General features: G+C 73.3%; 18 protein-coding genes. 9 read left to right on the forward strand and 9 right to left on the reverse strand.

All coding sequences use genetic code 11. The annotated features are described in order from the left end of the window. Positions 1-41: 41 nt before the first annotated feature. Positions 42-950 carry a YihY/virulence factor BrkB family protein gene (locus tag ACH4OA_RS20570; protein WP_397938140.1) on the forward strand — a complete coding sequence of 303 codons (909 nt, stop codon included), beginning with the start codon at positions 42-44 and terminating at the stop codon, positions 948-950. On the opposite strand, the gene ACH4OA_RS20575 is transcribed toward ACH4OA_RS20570, so the two are convergent. After that, a complete protein-coding gene (locus ACH4OA_RS20575; protein WP_397970075.1) occupies positions 898-2,148 on the reverse strand; it encodes a D-alanyl-D-alanine carboxypeptidase family protein in 1,251 nt (416 codons plus the stop codon). The genes ACH4OA_RS20570 and ACH4OA_RS20575 overlap by 53 nt on opposite strands. An 82-nt stretch (positions 2,149-2,230) precedes the next feature. Here ACH4OA_RS20575 and ACH4OA_RS20580 point away from each other — a divergent pair, with 82 nt between their 5' ends. After that, complete coding sequence (locus tag ACH4OA_RS20580) at positions 2,231-2,470, forward strand: SCO4848 family membrane protein (RefSeq protein WP_365879928.1); 240 nt, start codon at positions 2,231-2,233, stop codon at positions 2,468-2,470. On the opposite strand, the gene ACH4OA_RS20585 is transcribed toward ACH4OA_RS20580, so the two are convergent. From ACH4OA_RS20585 to ACH4OA_RS20615, 7 genes are all read right to left on the reverse strand, one after another. Next, positions 2,465-3,196 carry a TetR/AcrR family transcriptional regulator gene (locus tag ACH4OA_RS20585; RefSeq protein WP_397970077.1) on the reverse strand — a complete coding sequence of 244 codons (732 nt, stop codon included), beginning with the start codon at positions 3,194-3,196 and terminating at the stop codon, positions 2,465-2,467. The genes ACH4OA_RS20580 and ACH4OA_RS20585 overlap by 6 nt on opposite strands. Before the next feature lie 118 nt (positions 3,197-3,314). After that, positions 3,315-3,725: a VOC family protein gene (locus ACH4OA_RS20590; RefSeq protein ID WP_365879924.1), complete on the reverse strand. Its 411-nt coding sequence runs from the start codon at positions 3,723-3,725 to the stop codon at positions 3,315-3,317. A gap of 188 nt (positions 3,726-3,913) precedes the next feature. Then, the gene (locus ACH4OA_RS20595; RefSeq protein ID WP_365879922.1) at positions 3,914-4,693 is read right to left on the reverse strand and encodes a succinate dehydrogenase iron-sulfur subunit; all 780 of its coding nucleotides are present in this window, start codon (positions 4,691-4,693) and stop codon (positions 3,914-3,916) included. After that, the gene (gene sdhA / locus ACH4OA_RS20600; protein WP_397946651.1) at positions 4,693-6,447 is read right to left on the reverse strand and encodes a succinate dehydrogenase flavoprotein subunit; all 1,755 of its coding nucleotides are present in this window, start codon (positions 6,445-6,447) and stop codon (positions 4,693-4,695) included. The genes ACH4OA_RS20595 and sdhA overlap by 1 nt, the downstream gene beginning before the upstream one ends. A gap of 19 nt (positions 6,448-6,466) precedes the next feature. Then, complete coding sequence (locus tag ACH4OA_RS20605) at positions 6,467-6,949, reverse strand: succinate dehydrogenase hydrophobic membrane anchor subunit (RefSeq protein ID WP_365879918.1); 483 nt, start codon at positions 6,947-6,949, stop codon at positions 6,467-6,469. Between the two features lie 5 nt (positions 6,950-6,954). Further along, positions 6,955-7,335 carry a succinate dehydrogenase, cytochrome b556 subunit gene (gene sdhC, locus ACH4OA_RS20610; protein WP_365879916.1) on the reverse strand — a complete coding sequence of 127 codons (381 nt, stop codon included), beginning with the start codon at positions 7,333-7,335 and terminating at the stop codon, positions 6,955-6,957. Between the two features lie 192 nt (positions 7,336-7,527). Next, complete coding sequence (locus tag ACH4OA_RS20615; RefSeq protein WP_397938132.1) at positions 7,528-8,103, reverse strand: 2-oxo-4-hydroxy-4-carboxy-5-ureidoimidazoline decarboxylase; 576 nt, start codon at positions 8,101-8,103, stop codon at positions 7,528-7,530. Between the two features lie 196 nt (positions 8,104-8,299). Here ACH4OA_RS20615 and ACH4OA_RS20620 point away from each other — a divergent pair, with 196 nt between their 5' ends. The 7 genes from ACH4OA_RS20620 to ACH4OA_RS20650 all read left to right on the forward strand — a co-directional run bounded on the left by ACH4OA_RS20620 (position 8,300) and on the right by ACH4OA_RS20650 (position 14,998). Next, positions 8,300-9,934 carry a glycoside hydrolase family 20 protein gene (locus ACH4OA_RS20620; RefSeq protein ID WP_397946649.1) on the forward strand — a complete coding sequence of 545 codons (1,635 nt, stop codon included), beginning with the start codon at positions 8,300-8,302 and terminating at the stop codon, positions 9,932-9,934. Between the two features lie 228 nt (positions 9,935-10,162). Beyond that, positions 10,163-10,885 carry a DUF4328 domain-containing protein gene (locus tag ACH4OA_RS20625; RefSeq protein WP_397938128.1) on the forward strand — a complete coding sequence of 241 codons (723 nt, stop codon included), beginning with the start codon at positions 10,163-10,165 and terminating at the stop codon, positions 10,883-10,885. 91 nt (positions 10,886-10,976) lie between these two features. Beyond that, a complete protein-coding gene (locus ACH4OA_RS20630; RefSeq protein WP_397970079.1) occupies positions 10,977-11,576 on the forward strand; it encodes a hypothetical protein in 600 nt (199 codons plus the stop codon). 155 nt (positions 11,577-11,731) lie between these two features. Then, a complete protein-coding gene (locus tag ACH4OA_RS20635) occupies positions 11,732-12,151 on the forward strand; it encodes a hypothetical protein (RefSeq protein WP_397970081.1) in 420 nt (139 codons plus the stop codon). Between the two features lie 149 nt (positions 12,152-12,300). Continuing rightward, positions 12,301-12,903 (forward strand): RNA polymerase sigma factor, encoded by a 603-nt coding sequence (locus ACH4OA_RS20640; protein ID WP_397946647.1) that lies wholly within the window; start codon positions 12,301-12,303, stop codon positions 12,901-12,903. Between the two features lie 374 nt (positions 12,904-13,277). After that, positions 13,278-13,940 (forward strand): RNA polymerase sigma factor, encoded by a 663-nt coding sequence (locus tag ACH4OA_RS20645; protein ID WP_365879902.1) that lies wholly within the window; start codon positions 13,278-13,280, stop codon positions 13,938-13,940. Continuing rightward, positions 13,940-14,998: a hypothetical protein gene (locus tag ACH4OA_RS20650; protein ID WP_397970083.1), complete on the forward strand. Its 1,059-nt coding sequence runs from the start codon at positions 13,940-13,942 to the stop codon at positions 14,996-14,998. Before ACH4OA_RS20645 ends, ACH4OA_RS20650 begins: the two co-directional genes overlap by 1 nt. 223 nt (positions 14,999-15,221) lie before the next feature. On the opposite strand, the gene ACH4OA_RS20655 is transcribed toward ACH4OA_RS20650, so the two are convergent. After that, positions 15,222-16,139, reverse strand: a complete 918-nt coding sequence (locus tag ACH4OA_RS20655; RefSeq protein WP_397946645.1) for a L,D-transpeptidase family protein — start codon at positions 16,137-16,139, stop codon at positions 15,222-15,224. Positions 16,140-16,155: the final 16 nt, after the last annotated feature.

Below are 16,155 nucleotides of genomic sequence, written 5' to 3' on the forward strand. Positions count from 1 at the left end.
ACGCGGTGATGACCTCGCCGCACAGCGGGCACAGTCGCATCATGGACTGGCTGAAGAGGCTCCCCGGGATCGGGCCGATCGTCACCCGGCTGACGGCCACGCACGCGTGGCGGTGCTACGAGCGGCTCGACCGGGTGAAGTGGGCCCGGCTGGCCGCCGCCATGACGTTCGTCAGTTTCGTGGCGCTGTTCCCGCTGCTGACCGTGGCCGCCGCGATCACCGCCGCCACGCTCAGCCCGGCCAGCGAGCGGGCCGTCGAGCACCGCATCGCCGCCCAGTTCCCGGGCCTGTCCGACCAGCTGGACCTCACGACCCTGGTGGACAACGCGGGCACGGTCGGCGTCATCGCGGGCGCGGCCCTGCTGTTCACCGGCATCGGCTGGGTCGGCCAAGTGCGGGACTGTCTGCGTGCGGTGTGGGAGCTGCCGGACCCCGACGAGAACCCGGTCCTCGCCAAGGCCAAGGACGCCGGCATCCTGCTCGGCTTCGGCGGCGCCCTGCTGGTCACCCTCGCCGTGTCCACCCTCGCCTCGGCCGCCGTGGGCCTGCTGTCCCGGCGGATCGGCCTGGACGAGCACGGCTGGGGCGTGGTGCTGCTCCAGGTCGCCGCGTTCGTCGTCGCCGTGCTCGCCGACTTCCTGGTGCTGCTCTACGTCCTGACCCTGCTGCCCGGGGTGGAGCCGCCGCGGCGCCGCCTGCTGGTCGCCGCGCTGCTCGGCGCGGTCGGCTTCGAACTGCTGAAGCTGCTGCTCAGCGGCTATGTCCAGGGAGTCGCGGCGAAGAGCATGTACGGCGCGTTCGGGGTGCCCGTGGCGCTGCTGCTGTGGATCAACTTCACCGCGAAACTCGTGCTGTTCTGCGCCTCCTGGACGGCGACCGGGAGCAAGGAGACCGAACTCAGGGACGCGTCCGGCGGCGCATCAGCTCCGGCAGCGGCCAGCGGCGGTTGACCAGGTAGGCCCCGCCGCCGAGCAGCACCAGCAGACCGCCCGCGACGCCCAGGGCGATCCCGGCGCCGCCGGCGCCGGACGCGGTGGCGGCGCTCGCCACCGGCTTCGCGCCCGTCCCGCCGGTGCCGCCGGCCGGCTGCTGCGGGCCCGGCCCGGCGGTGGCGCCGGCGTCCGGCCGGCCGGTGGCCGACGCGGCGCTGCGCGGCGGCACCAGCTCGCCCACCGGATCGACCTTGCCGACCGCCTGGAAGCCCCAGTCGAGCAGCTTCGCGGTCTCCTTGTAGACCTCGTTGTGCTCGTGCTTCTCCGGGTTCATCACCGTGACCAGCAGCACCTTGCCGCTCCGCTCGGCGACCGAGGTGAAGGTGGCGCCCGCGTGCGTGGTGTTGCCGTTCTTCACGCCCGCGATGCCCGGGTAGACGGGCACGTCGCTGTCGCCGCTGAGCAGCCGGTTGGTGTTGCGGATCTCGGCGGAGCCGAACGTGGCGCTGACCGTCGAGCAGTAGTCGCGGAAGTCCTTCTTCTGCAGCCCGGAGCGGGCGAACAGCGACAGGTCGTACGCCGACGACAGCTGCCCCGGCGCGTCGTAGCCGTCCGGCGAGACCACGTCCGTGTCCAGCGCCTGGAGTTCCCCGGCGTGGTCCTGCATGTCCCGCACCGTCTGCCGGACCCCGCCGTTCATCGCGGACAGCACGTGCACCGCGTCGTTGCCCGAGCGCAGGAAGACCCCGAGCCACAGGTCGTGGACGGAGTAGGTGGTGCCCGGCTTTATCCCGACCACGCTGGAACCGGCGCCCACCCCCTTCAGGTCCGCCGGAGCCACCTTGTACCGGGTGTCCTTGGGGAAGCGGGGCAGCACGGTGTCCGCGAACAGCATCTTCAGCGTGCTGGCCGGGGGCAGCCGCCAGTGCGCGTTGTGCGCGGCGAGGACCTCGCCCGACTCGGCGTCGGAGACGATCCAGGAGCGGGCGGTCAGCTCCTTGGGCAGCACCGGGACGCCCGGGGCGAGGTTGACCTGGGTGCCCGGCATCCCGAGCCGGGCCCCGCCGAGCGTCGACATCGCGGCCGGGGGAGTGGCCGTCGGGCTCGTCGTGGGGTCCGGCGCGGCGAGGGCGGCGGGCGCGGTGACGCCCAGGGACAGCGCGGTGGCGGAGGCGATCAGCAGGGCACGCCGGCCGGCGGTCCCCGGGGCGGCCACGGACCGCGCGGTCCCGGCAGCGGCCCCACCCCCGGCCCCACCCCCGGCACGGACCCGGCCGCCGGACGGCGATACTGGACGCATGAAGCTCAGCCGCCCTGTCTCCTGGTTCCTGCTCGCCTTCGGCGTGTGGAGCTGGGTCATCTGGGTCACTTTCGTCAAGAATCTCGTCAAGGACGGCAGCGGACTCGCCTTCGACGACGGCCACCCGACCGCGTATTTCTGGGTGCACCTGCTGCTGGCGGTCGCTTCCTTCGTATGGGGGACGGCCATCGGGGTCATCGGGTTGCGCGGACTGCGCGCACTGCGCCGGATGTCATAGCCGCCCGGGGTCCGGCAGCAGCCGGGTCATCCCCGGCAGGAAGTCCGTGAACAGCTCGTGGACCTCCAGGACCAGCGGCCGCAGCACCCGGAACCGGGCCAGCGCCACCCCGCGCGCGGTCAGCCGGGCCCCGCGCCGCGCCAGCCGGTAGCTGCGCTCGCGGTCCTCGGTGCGGTCGAAGATCCAGTACAGGATCAGGCCCATCTGGGACAGCCACATCAACTCGGGCAGCACGTCCCGCAGTTCCGGGGCCACCTTGGACTTCGTGCCGGCCAGCACCGCCCGGTGCACGCCGATGGCCTGTTCGCGGGCGTGCTCGCTCTCCGGCGAGAAGGGGCTGAGCGGGCTGTCCGGGTCGGCGGCGTTCTTGAAGAACTGGACCGCGAACTCGTGGTACGGCCGGGCGATGTCCAGCCACGCCGTCAGCACGCCCGCGAGCCGCGCCTCCAGCTCGGTCTCCCGCTCCAGCACCGCCCGCACCGCCGCCTGGTGCTCGACGGCGATCCGGTCGTAGAAGCCCTGGATCAGGTGTTCCTTGCCGTCGAAGTAGTAGTAGGCGTTGCCGACGGAGACACCGGCCTCCGTGGCGATGGCCCGCATGGTCGTCTTGTCGTACCCGCGCTCCTGGAACAGCCGCATCGCGGTCTGCAGGATCAGCGCGCGGGTCTGCTCGGACTTGCTGCTGTGGGGACCGGCCGCTGCGGGGCCGTCGTTCTTCGCGGGCACGGTAGGAGAGCCTAACGAGTGGTCCGGACCGGGCTCTGGCCGGACGGTGGTGCGGGCCCGGCCCCGCGCGCCGCCGTCCGGCCCGGGGGCCGCCGGGCCGCTGCCGACGCGCCCTCGCTCAGCTTCTGCGGCCCAGCGCCGGGCGCTTGGTGTAGTCCGTGAAGCCCACGAGGTTGCCCCAGGGATCGGCGATCTCCACGGTCCAGCCGGTGGCCCCCTGAGTGATCTCGTCCAGGGGCGGGATGCCGGCGGCGGCCAGGTCCCGCGCCGCCGCCCGCGCGTCCGCCACCTCCAGCCAGATCCGCGGCGCGGGCCAGTGCGGCGGCCGCTGCCGCAGCCCCTCCTCGGCGCGCAGCAGGATGCCGGGGGTCTCCGCACCGATCCTCAGCAGCGCGATCCCGGCCTCGTCGAGGCGGAAGCCCACGGCGAAGCCGGCCCGCTCGTAGAAGGCGACGGCCTCGCCGAGGTCGCCGACGGGGAGCAGCACGTTGTCGAACCCGAGCAGTTCGTACGACTCTTCGTCTGACATGTCGTCACATTAAGAGTCCGGGTGCCCGGAAGCGAGGAGCCCCACCGCACGGGGCGCGCGGTCACCGCGGGAAGTCCGGGACCGGGCCGGTGCGCGGCACGCGTGCTCGGCGTGCGCCGTACGACGAGGCCCCGCCCGCCGGAACGAACCGGCGGACGGGGCCCGGGTGAGCCGCAGGCATACGGCGGTCAGTAGCGGCGCGTGATCAGGGCGCGCTTGACCTCCTGGATCGCCTTCGTGACCTCGATACCGCGCGGGCAGGCGTCCGTGCAGTTGAAGGTGGTGCGGCAGCGCCACACGCCGTCGCGGTCGTTGAGGATCTCCAGCCGCTGCTCCCCGGCCTCGTCACGCGAGTCGAAGATGAAGCGGTGGGCGTTCACGATCGCGGCCGGGCCGAAGTACTGGCCGTCGTTCCAGAACACCGGGCAGGAGGAGGTGCAGGCCGCGCAGAGGATGCACTTCGTGGTGTCGTCGAAGCGCTCGCGGTCCTCCGGCGACTGCAGCCGCTCGCGGGTCGGCTCGTTCGTGTCCTTGGTGACCAGGAACGGCATGACGTCCCGGTACGCCTGGAAGAACGGGTCCATGTCCACGACCAGGTCCTTCAGGACCGTCAGGCCCTTGATGGGCTCGACCGTGATCGGCTTCTCCGGGTTGATGTCCTTGATCAGCGTCTTGCAGGCGAGGCGGTTCTTGCCGTTGATCCGCATCGCGTCCGAACCGCAGATGCCGTGGGCGCACGAGCGGCGGAAGGTGAGGGTGCCGTCGAGGTCCCACTTGATCTTGTGGAGGCCGTCGAGGACGCGCTCCTTGGGGTCGATCTCCAGCTGGAAGTCTTCCCAGACGGCCTCCGCCGCGACCTCCGGGTTGAACCGGCGGATGCGGAAGGTGACCGTGATGTAGGGGGAGTCGGCGAAACCGGGCTCGGGCCGGCCGGCCGCGTCCGCCTTGTCCAGGACAGGGGTAGCCATCAGTACTTACGCTCCATCGGCTGGTAGCGGGTCTGGACGACCGGCTTGTAGTCGAGACGGATGGTCTCCGAGCCGTCGGCGCCGACCTCGCGGTACGCCATGGTGTGGCGCATGAAGTTGACGTCGTCGCGGTTCGGGTAGTCCTCGCGGTAGTGACCGCCGCGGGACTCCTTGCGGGCCAGCGCCGAGACGGCCATGACCTCGGCCAGGTCCAGCAGGTTGCCCAGCTCGATGGCCTCCAGCAGGTCCGTGTTGAACCGCTTGCCCTTGTCCTGGATCGCCACGTTCTTGTAGCGCTCCCGGAGTTCGGCGATCTTCTCGACGGCCGTCTTGATCGTCTGCTCGGTGCGGAACACCATGACGTTGGCGTCCATGGTCTCCTGCAGCTCGCGGCGGAGCGTGGCCACCCGCTCGCTGCCGGTGGAGGTGCGCAGCCGCTCGATCTGCTCGACCACCAGGGACTCCGGGTTCTCCGGCAGCTCCACGTAGTCGGCCTTCGCCGCGTACTCGGCGGCGGCGATGCCCGCGCGGCGGCCGAAGACGTTGATGTCCAGCAGCGAGTTGGTGCCGAGCCGGTTGGCGCCGTGCACGGAGACGCAGGCCACCTCGCCGGCCGCGTACAGACCCGGGACGACCGTGGTGTTGTCCGCCAGGACCTCACCCTCGACGTTCGTCGGGATGCCGCCCATCGCGTAGTGCGCGGTCGGCTGGATCGGGATCGGGTCCGTGTACGGCTCGATGCCCAGGTAGGTGCGCGCGAACTCGGTGATGTCCGGCAGCTTGGCGTCGAGCTGCTCCGGCGGCAGGTGGGTCAGGTCCAGGTAGACGTGGTCGCCCTCGGGACCGCAGCCCCGGCCCTCGCGGATCTCCGTGTAGATGGAGCGGGACACGACGTCACGCGACGCCAGGTCCTTCATGACGGGAGCGTACTTCTCCATGAAGCGCTCGCCGTCCTTGTTGCGCAGGATGCCGCCCTCGCCGCGGGCGCCCTCGGTGAGCAGGATGCCCATGCGCCAGATGCCGGTCGGGTGGAACTGGAAGAACTCCATGTCCTCCAGCGGCAGCCCGCGCCGGTAGACCGCGGCCTGGCCGTCACCGGTCAGGGTGTGCGCGTTGGAGGTCACCTTGAAGAACTTGCCGGTGCCGCCCGAGGCGTAGATCACGGCCTTCGCCTGGAAGATGTGGATCTCGCCGGTGGCCAGCTCGTACGCCACGACGCCGGCGGACCGCTTGACGCCGTCGACCTCGGTGATCAGCTGGTCCAGGACGTAGAACTCGTTGAAGAACTCCACGCCCTCCTTGACGCAGTTCTGGTACAGCGTCTGGAGGATCATGTGGCCGGTGCGGTCCGCGGCGTAGCAGGACCGGCGGACCGGGGCCTCGCCGTGGTTGCGGGAGTGGCCGCCGAAGCGGCGCTGGTCGATGGTGCCGTTCGGGGTCCGGTTGAACGGCAGGCCCATCTTCTCCAGGTCGAGGACGGCGTCGATGGCCTCCTTCGCCAGGATCTCGGCGGCGTCCTGGTCGACCAGGTAGTCACCGCCCTTGACCGTGTCGAAGGTGTGCCACTCCCAGTTGTCCTCCTCCACGTTGGCGAGCGCGGCGGCCATGCCGCCCTGCGCGGCGCCCGTGTGGGAGCGGGTGGGGTAGAGCTTGGTCAGGACCGCGGTGCGGCTGCGCTTCGTCGCCTCGATGGCGGCGCGCATGCCCGCGCCGCCGGCGCCGACGATGACGGTGTCGTACTTGTGGATCTTCATGATTCTCGCAGCCCCGTGCCTAGCGGATGTTCGGGTCGAAGGTGAAGATCACCAGCGTGCCCAGCAGGATGGTGAACACCGTGGCGGTGTAGAGCAGCGCCTTCAGCCACAGCCGGGAGGCCGGCCGCTCGGCGTAGTCGTTGATGACCGTGCGCAGGCCGTTGGCGCCGTGCAGCATCGCCAGCCAGAGCATCAGCAGGTCCCACACCTGCCAGAACGGGGACGCCCAGCGGCCGGCCACGAAGGCGAAGCCGATCTTGGAGACGCCGCCGTCCAGCACGAGCTGGATCAGCAGGTGACCGAGGACGAGCACGACCAGCACGATGCCGGACAGGCGCATGAACAGCCATGCCGCCAGCTCGAAGTTGCCCCGGGTCGACCTCGGGGACTTCTTGGTGCGCTTGCGCGGCGCCTCGATCAGCGGGGCCGGGTTGTCGACGGTGTAGACGGGGGCGCCTTCGACGGGGCCGACTCCGGACGCGGTGGTTTCAGTGGTGGACATGGGCCTCAGCTCCCGAACAGAACACGAGCGGCGTGGCCGAGGACCGGGTAGATCGCCCCGGCCATCAGGACGACCCAGACACCCATCACGGCCCAGAACATCTGCTTCTGGTAGCGCGGGCCCTGCGACCAGAAGTCGACGGCGATGACGCGCAGGCCGTTGAGCGCGTGGAAGAGGATGGCGGCGACGAGGCCGTACTCCAGCAGCGCGACGATCGGGGTCTTGTACGTGGCTACGACCTTGTCGTAGTCCTCGGGGGAAACACGCACGAGAGCGGTGTCCAGGACGTGAACGAACAGGAAGAAGAAGATGAGGACGCCGGTGACTCGATGAGCCACCCAGGACCACATTCCTTCCCGGCCGCGGTACAGCGTTCCAGCCGGCACGGAAGAACCCTCCGGGAGCGGGGACTAGGGCCGCGCCGGCTTCTCTGTCGGTCGGGCCCGGCCGGGTACGGTCCACCGGCCCTCTGCATGGTATCCATGCCCCGGCCGGTGGCTTACGGGGGGCCTACTTGTGTGATCGAACTGGCACCGGACGGGCTATCCGCGCGGCCGTCCGGGGGGTGACGCGGGACCTCATGTGCCGGGTACGGGCGTGTTGTGGCTGGTCACGTCGGTATGCCGGGTACCGCACCGGCGGCCCGGCCCCGCGCCGCTCAGCGCCGCCGCGAGCCGCCCGCGCGCCAGGCGCCGCAGCTCCTCGGCCGCCGTCACCCGTTCCTCTTCCGGATCGTTCGCCAATCGTGACCGGATCGCTTCGAGGATGCGGTCGATGATCTCGTCCGGCGCCGCATCACCCAGATAGATGACGAACGCGTGTCCGAATCTGGCCTCGTAGGCCGCGTGGGCCGCGCCCAGGGCCAGGTGGGCCGCCGAGTAGGTGTCCGCGGGCAGCTCGGGCAGCGCCTCACCGGCCAGCGCCTGGGCGAGATCGGCCGGCGCGAGGTCGTACGCCGCCTCGTCCGCCGCGGCCAGCAGGGCGTCCAGGTCCGGATACGGGCGGTGCGCGGTGATCCGGCGCGCCCAGCGCAGGCTGTGCAGACAGCGCAGCAGCAGCGCGCGGGCCTCGGGGGCCGGCGCGGCGTTGAAGGCGTCGAGAGGCCTGGGCAGACAGGGCAGGCGGTGGGCGGGCAGCGTGGGTCCTCGCGTCACAAGAGATGTGGCAGGGGAGGCGGTGAAAGATGTGTCGTCAGGTTATCGAGAGTGGTCATCCGGTGTCCGTGGGATACCGGAAATTCACCCGGACGGGAGAGTTTCGGACCGCCTGGGCGGCAGCCTTCCGGAGGATCGGCCGTACGTTGGCAGGGTGACCCAGCACACGCACAGGCGCCGGGGACCGGCGCGACAGGTGATACGGAAGCGGGCCGTCGTGGCCGCCGCGGTCGTCGGGACGGTCGCGCTCGGCACGAGCGTCGCGGTGTGGGCCGCCACGGACGGCGGCGGCGGGCGGCCCGCGCACGATGCCCGGCAGTCCTCCTCCGGCCGGGTGGCGGGCACCGGCGCCGACCCCGCGGCACCGGCCGCCCCGTCGGCCAGCCCCACCCCCAGTCCCAGCCGGTCCTACCCGCTGTCGCAGGCGCCGCGCACCATACCCGCGGTGCGCTCCCACACCCCGGCGCGCGGACCCGGCTGGCAGCCGCGCCCCGGTGCGCGGGTGGTGGTGGCCGATCCCCGGCTCGCCGACGAGGGACGGCTGATCGCCGGCGAGCTGGGGCTGACGTACGCCGGGCAGCCGGCCGACGCGCGGGCGGGCGACGTACGGCTCGCGCTCGGCGGCAGCGGGAACCAGGAGTCGTACAGCCTGACCGTCCGGGACGGCCGGGTCGACATCAGCGGGCCCGGCGAGGCGGGCGTCTTCTACGGCACCCGCACCCTGAAGCAGGAGGTCCGCGGCGGCGGTGCGGCACCAGAGGGCGTGGTGCGGGACCAGCCGGCCAAACCGGTGCGCGGCTTCATGCTGGACATCGCGCGCAAGCCGTTCTCCGAGACCTGGATCGAGGACCGGATACGGGAGCTGGGCGACCTGAAGTTCAACGAGCTGGGCCTGCACTTCTCCGACGACCAGGCCTTCCGGATCGAGTCCGCCAGCCACCCCGAGATCGTCTCCGCCGACCATCTGACCAAGGCGCAGGTCGGGAAGATCGTGCGGCTGGCCGAGAGCCGGCACATCACCGTCGTACCCGAGATCGACTCCCCGGGACACCTGGGCGCGGTCCTCGCCGCCCACCCGGACCTGCGGCTGCGCAACGCGAGCGGGGCGGTGACCCGGGGCGCGATCGACATCTCCCAGAAGGCGTCCGCGAAGCTGGTGGACGACCTGCTGAACGAGTACGCGGGCCTGTTCACCGGCGACCGGTGGCACCTGGGCGGCGACGAGTACCAGGCGCTGACCGTCCGCGACCCGGCGGCGTCGTACCCGCAACTGGCCGCCGCCGCCCGGCAGCGCTACGGCGCCGGCGGCACGGTCGCCGACCTCACCACGGGCTGGCTCAACGACCGCGCCGCCACGGTCCGCGCGCACGGCAGGACCGTCCGCGCGTGGAACGACGGCTTCTTCCGGGGCACGTCCGTGCGGCCCGACCCGAGCCTGCGGGTCGCCTACTGGACCGGCAAGGAGATCGGCGCGCGGCAGCCCGCCGAGTACCTGGCCGAGGGCCGGCAGGTCCTGAACTACAACGACGAGTTCCTCTACTACGTCCTCGGGCAGCCGCAGACCTTCGTCTACCCGACCGGACAGCGCATCTACGAGCAGTGGACCCCGCGGGTGCTGCGCGGCACGACCGCCGTGCCGGCCCGCTACGACGGGCAGATCCCCGGCGGGTCGTTCGCCGTGTGGTGCGACTTCCCGCACGCGCAGACCGAGGCGCAGGTCGCGGCCGGCATCCGGATGCCGCTGCGGGCCACCGTGCAGAAACTCTGGGACCCGCGCAAACCCACACTGACCTGGACCGCCTTCCGGTCCTTGGCGGACCGGCTGGGCTGAGCGGCCGTCTCCAGCCGGACGGGAGAGCGGCGGATCGGCCGGGCCGAGCCGTCGCGGACCGGCCGGACGGGAAAGCGAGTGGACGGGTGGTGATCTCCGGCCGTATGTTCCGGTGTCCGCGCGTCGCCGGGGCCGCACCCGGGGGACGCGCGGTGGTACGCGCGCGCCGGTCCGGGGGAGGACCGCGCGCCGGCCCGTCTCGTCTTTCGTCCCGGGGGGAACCACGCCATGACCTCGCCCATGCCCGCGCCGCCGTACCCGTACCCGCACCCGGCTCCGCCCGGCGCCTGGCTGCGCCCGCCGGCCGCGCTCGGCCGGGCCACCGCCCTGCTGCTCGGGCTCGTCATCGCCACCGACCTGTTCGCCTGTTACGCGGACCTGCTGACGGTCGACGTCGCCGGCGACCTCGCCGACGGCGCCGCCGGGACCGGGGTGACCGGCCGGGCCGAGCACGCGGACACGCTGTACCACGCCGCCGGGGTCGCACAGGGCGTGGCGCTGGTGGCCACGATGGTCGTCTACCTGTGCTGGCTGTGGCGGGTCCGGGTGAACGCCGAGGTGTTCGACGCCTCCCGGCACCGGATGCGGCGCGGCTGGACGATCGGCGGCTGGTTCTGCCCGGTCGTGAACCTGTGGTTCCCGCGCCGGATCGTCGCCGACACCTGGGACGCCAGCGCCCCCTGGGGCACGCGGTCCGGGCACACACCGGTCAACGCCTGGTGGACGCTGTGGCTCATCGGTCTGGTGGCGGGCCGGTCCGCCGACGGTGCCTCCCGGCGCGCCGAGACGCCGGACGAAGTGCGCGAGGCGGCGCGGGCGATGCTCTTCTCCGACGCGCTCGACATCGCCGCCGCCGTCCTCGCCATCGTGGTGGTCGTCCGGCTGACCCGGATGCAGGACCGCAAGGTCCGCTCGGGCGGGCTGCCGGCTCCGGCACCCGTATTTGGCTGAAAACATCCGCCTGTGACACTCCCGCGCCGTCCCACGCAGTAAGGGGCAGTTAGGGCTCCGTACCGGTCGGTGCCCTGGTGAGGGAGGCTTCATGAGCCTGGTGGAACGGATCGCACAGGCCGACGAACGCGGACTGGCCGCCAGCGCACTGGCTTGTTTGGATCGGTGCCTTCCCCTGCTCGGCGGCGACGAGGAACTGCTGCGCCCGCTGTGGGTGAGCCTCGCCGACGGCTCCGGCTGGGCCGCGGACCTCGCCCGGGCCCGCGACACGCTCGGCGCCGCGCCGTCCGCCGCCGCCGAGGCCGCGCGGCTGGTCCGCGGCATGCTGGACTCCGCCCCGGCCGCGCGCACCGCCGACGCGGTACGGCCCTGGGCCGGCGCCTGCTCGGCCGCCTCGCTGCGGGTGCACCGGCTGCTCGACCCGGCGGCCGGGCGCACGGGGGACGCGGGAGAGACGTGGGATGCGGGGGAGACGTGGGATGCGGAAGCCACGGAGGAGGGTGACGCCGGGGACGCCGTGGGGCTGCCGCCGCTCGTCGCCGCCGAGCTGCGCCGCCAGGCCGCGGTCCTGGACCTCCTCGCGGACCACGGCGCGCAGGGGCTGCGCCGGGCGCGGGAGGTGTCGGCGGAGGGCCGCCGGGTGCTGGGCGCGGTGGTCTCGCGCCGGGCGCGCGGCGCCGCGGAGGTGTGACCGCGGAGCTGTGCCCGTGGTGCGGCGGATGTGCGGCGGTCGTGGGGCGGTCCTGCGACGGTGGGCGGAACGTCCGGAGAAACGTTTCGAATCCGGGTGACGGAACCTCGCCCCGGCTCGCTCTTCCCTATGTGACAGCCGAAGTGACAGCTCAGGTGACAGCCCAGGCGACCGCGCGGCCCGGCACGGCGCGGCAGGAGACCAGGCCGTCCGCCGCGGCCAAGCCCGTGCGGTGGGCGGCGGACGCGGTGGCGACGATGCGCGAGGGCGCGCGGATCCGGCTCGACTACTCGGCGCAGAGCCTGTGGCGGGTGGACCGGATGATCGAGGAGATACGCCGGGAGGGACCGCCGTACGCGGCCGTCGAGAGCGTCCTGCGCGGTTTCGGCGCCTACGCCGGCGAGGTGATCGTCCGCCAGACCGGCGCGGAGTGGTGGGCGACCGGCGGCGAGCACTGGGTGCGCACTCCGGACGGCCGGCTCTGGGACCCCCTCGAAGAGGCCCGCCGCTGTTACGGCGGCCACGGCTCGCTCCGGCTGCTGTGCCGGGACGCGACCGCGGGCATCCGCGGCTGACCTGCCGTCCGGGGCCGCCGGCCGGCTGTGACACTTCCGTCCGGGCCGACGCTGATGATCGTGGAGGGCGACCGACACGGCCGGAGCGTGTCGCACCGTGAGGCAGGCGCCACGCAGTGGCCAGGAACTCGGCACGAACGAGGACGGTCTTGGGCCAGGGAGGGCAGTCCCGCCGCCCGCAGCCGCGGGACGCGGAGCTGGGCGCGGCCGTCGCGCGGGCCCAGGCCGGTGACGAGACCGCGTTCGCGGTGGCCTACCGGATCGTGCAGCCCGGCCTGCTCGGCTATGTGCGCGGCCTGGTCGGCGAGGACGCGGAGGACGTCGCCTCCGAGGCCTGGCTGGAGATCGCCCGGGACCTCGGCCGGTTCCGGGGCGACGGCGCGGGCTTCCGCGGCTGGACCGCGACCATCGCCCGGCACCGGGCGCTGGACCACCTGCGCCGGCAGCGGACCCGGCCCCGGGCCGCGCGGCTGGAGCAGGACGCCCTGGAGCTGCCCGGCCGGCACAGCACCCAGGACCAGGCGCTGGAGTCGCTGTCCACCGAGCACGCCCTGGAACTGGTGCGCGCGCTGCCCCGGGACCAGGCGGAGGCGGTGCTGCTGCGGGTGGTCGTCGGCCTCGACGGCCCGGCCGCCGCCCGCGTCCTCGGCAAACGCCCCGGCGCCGTCCGCACCGCCGCGTACCGGGGCCTGCGCCGCCTGGCCCGCCGCCTCCTCTCCGACGGCTTGCCGGACCCCGACCTCCCAAGCTGAACCCCACCGGCCACGGACCGTCGGGAAACGGAATGCCCGAACGGCACGGCCACGGACTCGGACACCCGCAGCCACCGGGCGCGGCGCACGGCCTGGTACGGCCGAGAAGGACCGCGGGCGAGGGGAATTCCGAAGGCAACGGCCGGGGCCGCCACCCCCCACAGGAGAGGCCCCGGCCGTCGCGCGGACGGGCCGCGGACGGCCCGTACTTCCCTCAGCGCCGGGCGTGCGGTTTGTGTCACACCCCGCCACGGCGCGGTCACATCCGCGCCCGGTCACGAGTCGGTTGCATCTTCCACGAACGTGGACGAGCAGCGGTTTAACGCCGTAACGTGCCTTTCGCGCCGACCGAAGACAGGCGTAAAGGGAGTGCGGTGCTGGGGGACGACGCGGAGCTGACCGCCGCGGTGCGTGCGGCACAGGACGGGGACGAGACCGCGTTCCGCACGGTGTACCGCGCGGTGCATCCCCGACTGCTGGGATACGTCCGCACGCTGGTCGGCGATCCGGACGCCGAGGACGTCGCGTCCGAGGCCTGGCTCCAGATCGCCCGCGACCTGGACAGGTTCAGCGGGGATGCCGACCGGTTCCGCGGCTGGGCCGCCCGGATCGCCCGCAACCGCGCCCTGGACCACATACGCATGCGCGGCCGGCGCCCCGCCATCGGCGGCGACGAGACCGAGCTGACCGGCCGGGCCGCCGAATCCGACACCGCCGGCGAGGCCATCGAGGCCCTGGCCACCGACAGCACCCTCTCGCTGATCGCCCGGCTCCCGCAGGACCAGGCCGAGGCGGTCGTCCTGCGCGTGGTCGTGGGCCTGGACGCCAAGACCGCCGCCGCGACGCTCGGCAAGCGCGCGGGCGCCGTCCGCACCGCCGCGCACCGCGGTCTGAAGCGGCTCGCCGAGCTGATCGGCGCGGATCCGGAATCGGCGGGCGGACTCGACGCCCTCCCGCCACAGCGAGAACCGCGCCACGGCGCGGTGACGTCCGCAACTGTGACGCATACGCGTGCGCGGACGCAGAAGGACATGTGATGGCCGACGAGCAGGACAAGTGGCTGAACCGTGAGACGGCGGAACGCCTGCTGCGCGGTGAGCCGCTGGAAGCCGTCGATGCCCGCGCCCGTGACCAGGCCGAACGGCTCTCCCGGGTGCTCGGCGCGCTGTCCGCGCAGACCGCCGGGGCCGACACCGAACTCCCCGGCGAGCAGGCCGCCCTGGCCGCGTTCCGCAAGGCCCGTGAGGCCGCCGGGGCGGAGCGGGCCGGCACCGTCCACGCCCCCGCCGCAAGCCGTCCCGCCGCACCCGGCGCCGACGCCGGTCTGGTCCGCATCGGTGCGCCGACGCGTACCGGAATCCCGGTCCGGCGCCCCCGCCGGGGCCGCCCGGTACGCCTGGCGCTCGCCGCCGCGGTGACCGTGAGCACGCTCGGCGGGGTCGCCGTGGCCGCGGGGAGCGGGGTGCTGCCCACGCCGTTCGGTGACGAGCCCGCCCGCCCGGGCGCCTCCGCCTCCGCCGGTACGGCCACCGGCCGGCCGCACCTCACCTCGCCGCCGTCGGCCACGCCGGGCGCGGGCACGGACACCGGCACGGACGCGCTGGAGGGCCGGACGGAAGGCGACCGCGGCACCGGCCCCGGCGAGGCCGCGGGCCCCGGCGACCGCACCGCCGGTCCCGGCGCGCCCTCCACGGCCCCCGGTACCTCGAACGCCGGCCTGAGCGGGAGCACCGGAAACGGCCGGGGCAAGAGCACCGGCAAGAACAGCCAGGGCAAGAACACCGGCAAGAGCACCGGTAAGAACACCGGCAAGAACGGCCAGGGCAAGGGCGACTCGGGCAAGAACGGCAAGGACAAGAACGGCAAGGGCAAAGACGGTAAGGACGGCAAGGACAAGGGCGGCAAGGACGGAAAAGACAAGGGCGGCAAGGGCCAGGGCAAGGGGGACGACGACGGCCCGGCCCGGCCCGGCCAGGGCAAGGGGCGCCGGCACCGCGGTGCCGCGCCCGCTCCCTCCGCCTTCGCCCCGCACCCCGGCGGCCCCGGCCACGGACAGTCGGCCGCCACGCCCGGCCCGACGTACTCCGCGCTCTGACGCACCCGCCCCCGCTCGCCCGACACCCGCTCTGACCTGCGGTGTTCGCACGGCCGAAATTTTTTCGACGCGAGGTGTGACGTTTCTGGAGCCCGTGACGCAGTACTGAGTGAGCCGACTGGTCATCGGCCGTCGCACGGAGCCGGGGTTCCCCCCGTACCCACGGCTCGTGCACCCGGCGCGGGCGGGACACGTTCCCCCGGTCCCGCCCGCGCCCCGCATCTCACCAGGAGACGACGACCTTGTCGCCGACCCTCACCTGGGCGAACATCCGCGCGATCGCCGTCCGGTCCCGCACGTTGACGCAGCCGTGCGAACCGCCCGCGTAACCGCGTGCCGCGAAGTCGGCGGAGTAGTGCACGGCCTGGCCGCCGCTGAAGAACATCGCGTACGGCATCGGCGAGTGGTAGAGCGTCGACACATGGTGCCGTGACTTCCAGTAGACGTGGAACACACCTTCGCGGGTCGGTGTGTACTGCGTGCCGAACCGGACGGACACCGTCTGGAGCGTGCGCCCGTCGATCATCCAGCGCAGGGTCCGGCTGGTCTTGTCGATGCAGAGCACCCGGCCGGTCAGACAGCGCGCGTCGGGCGCGGCGGCCGGCCGGACGGCCGGGCGGTACAGCTCCCAGCGGGCCGGCCGGTGTGTCATGGCCAGCAGCCGCTGCCAGGTGACGGTGTCCAGCGTCCCGGTCGGCGGCAGCCCCCGCTTGCGCTGGAAGCCCCGCACGGCCCGCTCGGTCGGCTGGTCGTAGGCCCCCGTCGGCCAGGTGGACAGCCAGGCCACCTGGCGCAGCCGCGCCTGGAGCTCCCGGACGCCCGGCCCGCTGTCCCCGCGCGCCCACACGACCCGGGGCGGGGGCGCGGCGGGCACGGTGGGCGTGGCCCGGACGGGGGGCGGGGCGGGTGCGGACGGCGAGGCGGGCACGGACGGGGTGGCGGCCGCGGGAGTGGACGCCGGGGCGGAGGCGGCCGTACGGGCCGGGGCGGGAGCGTGGCGGGCGGGCGGACGGACGTGGACCGGCAGGCCGTGTTTGGCGTCGGGGTCCGGTGGCTGCGCGGTGCAGCCGCAGAGCGCGGCGAGCGTGGTGAGCGCGGCGGCCGACGCGAGCAGGGCGGCGGGTCTCCCCGGGATCCTCATGCCGGGGATGTTCCCC

It is taken from the genome of Streptomyces sp. NPDC017095 (genome assembly GCF_044332325.1).
Taxonomy (GTDB): Bacteria; Actinomycetota; Actinomycetes; order Streptomycetales; family Streptomycetaceae; genus Streptomyces.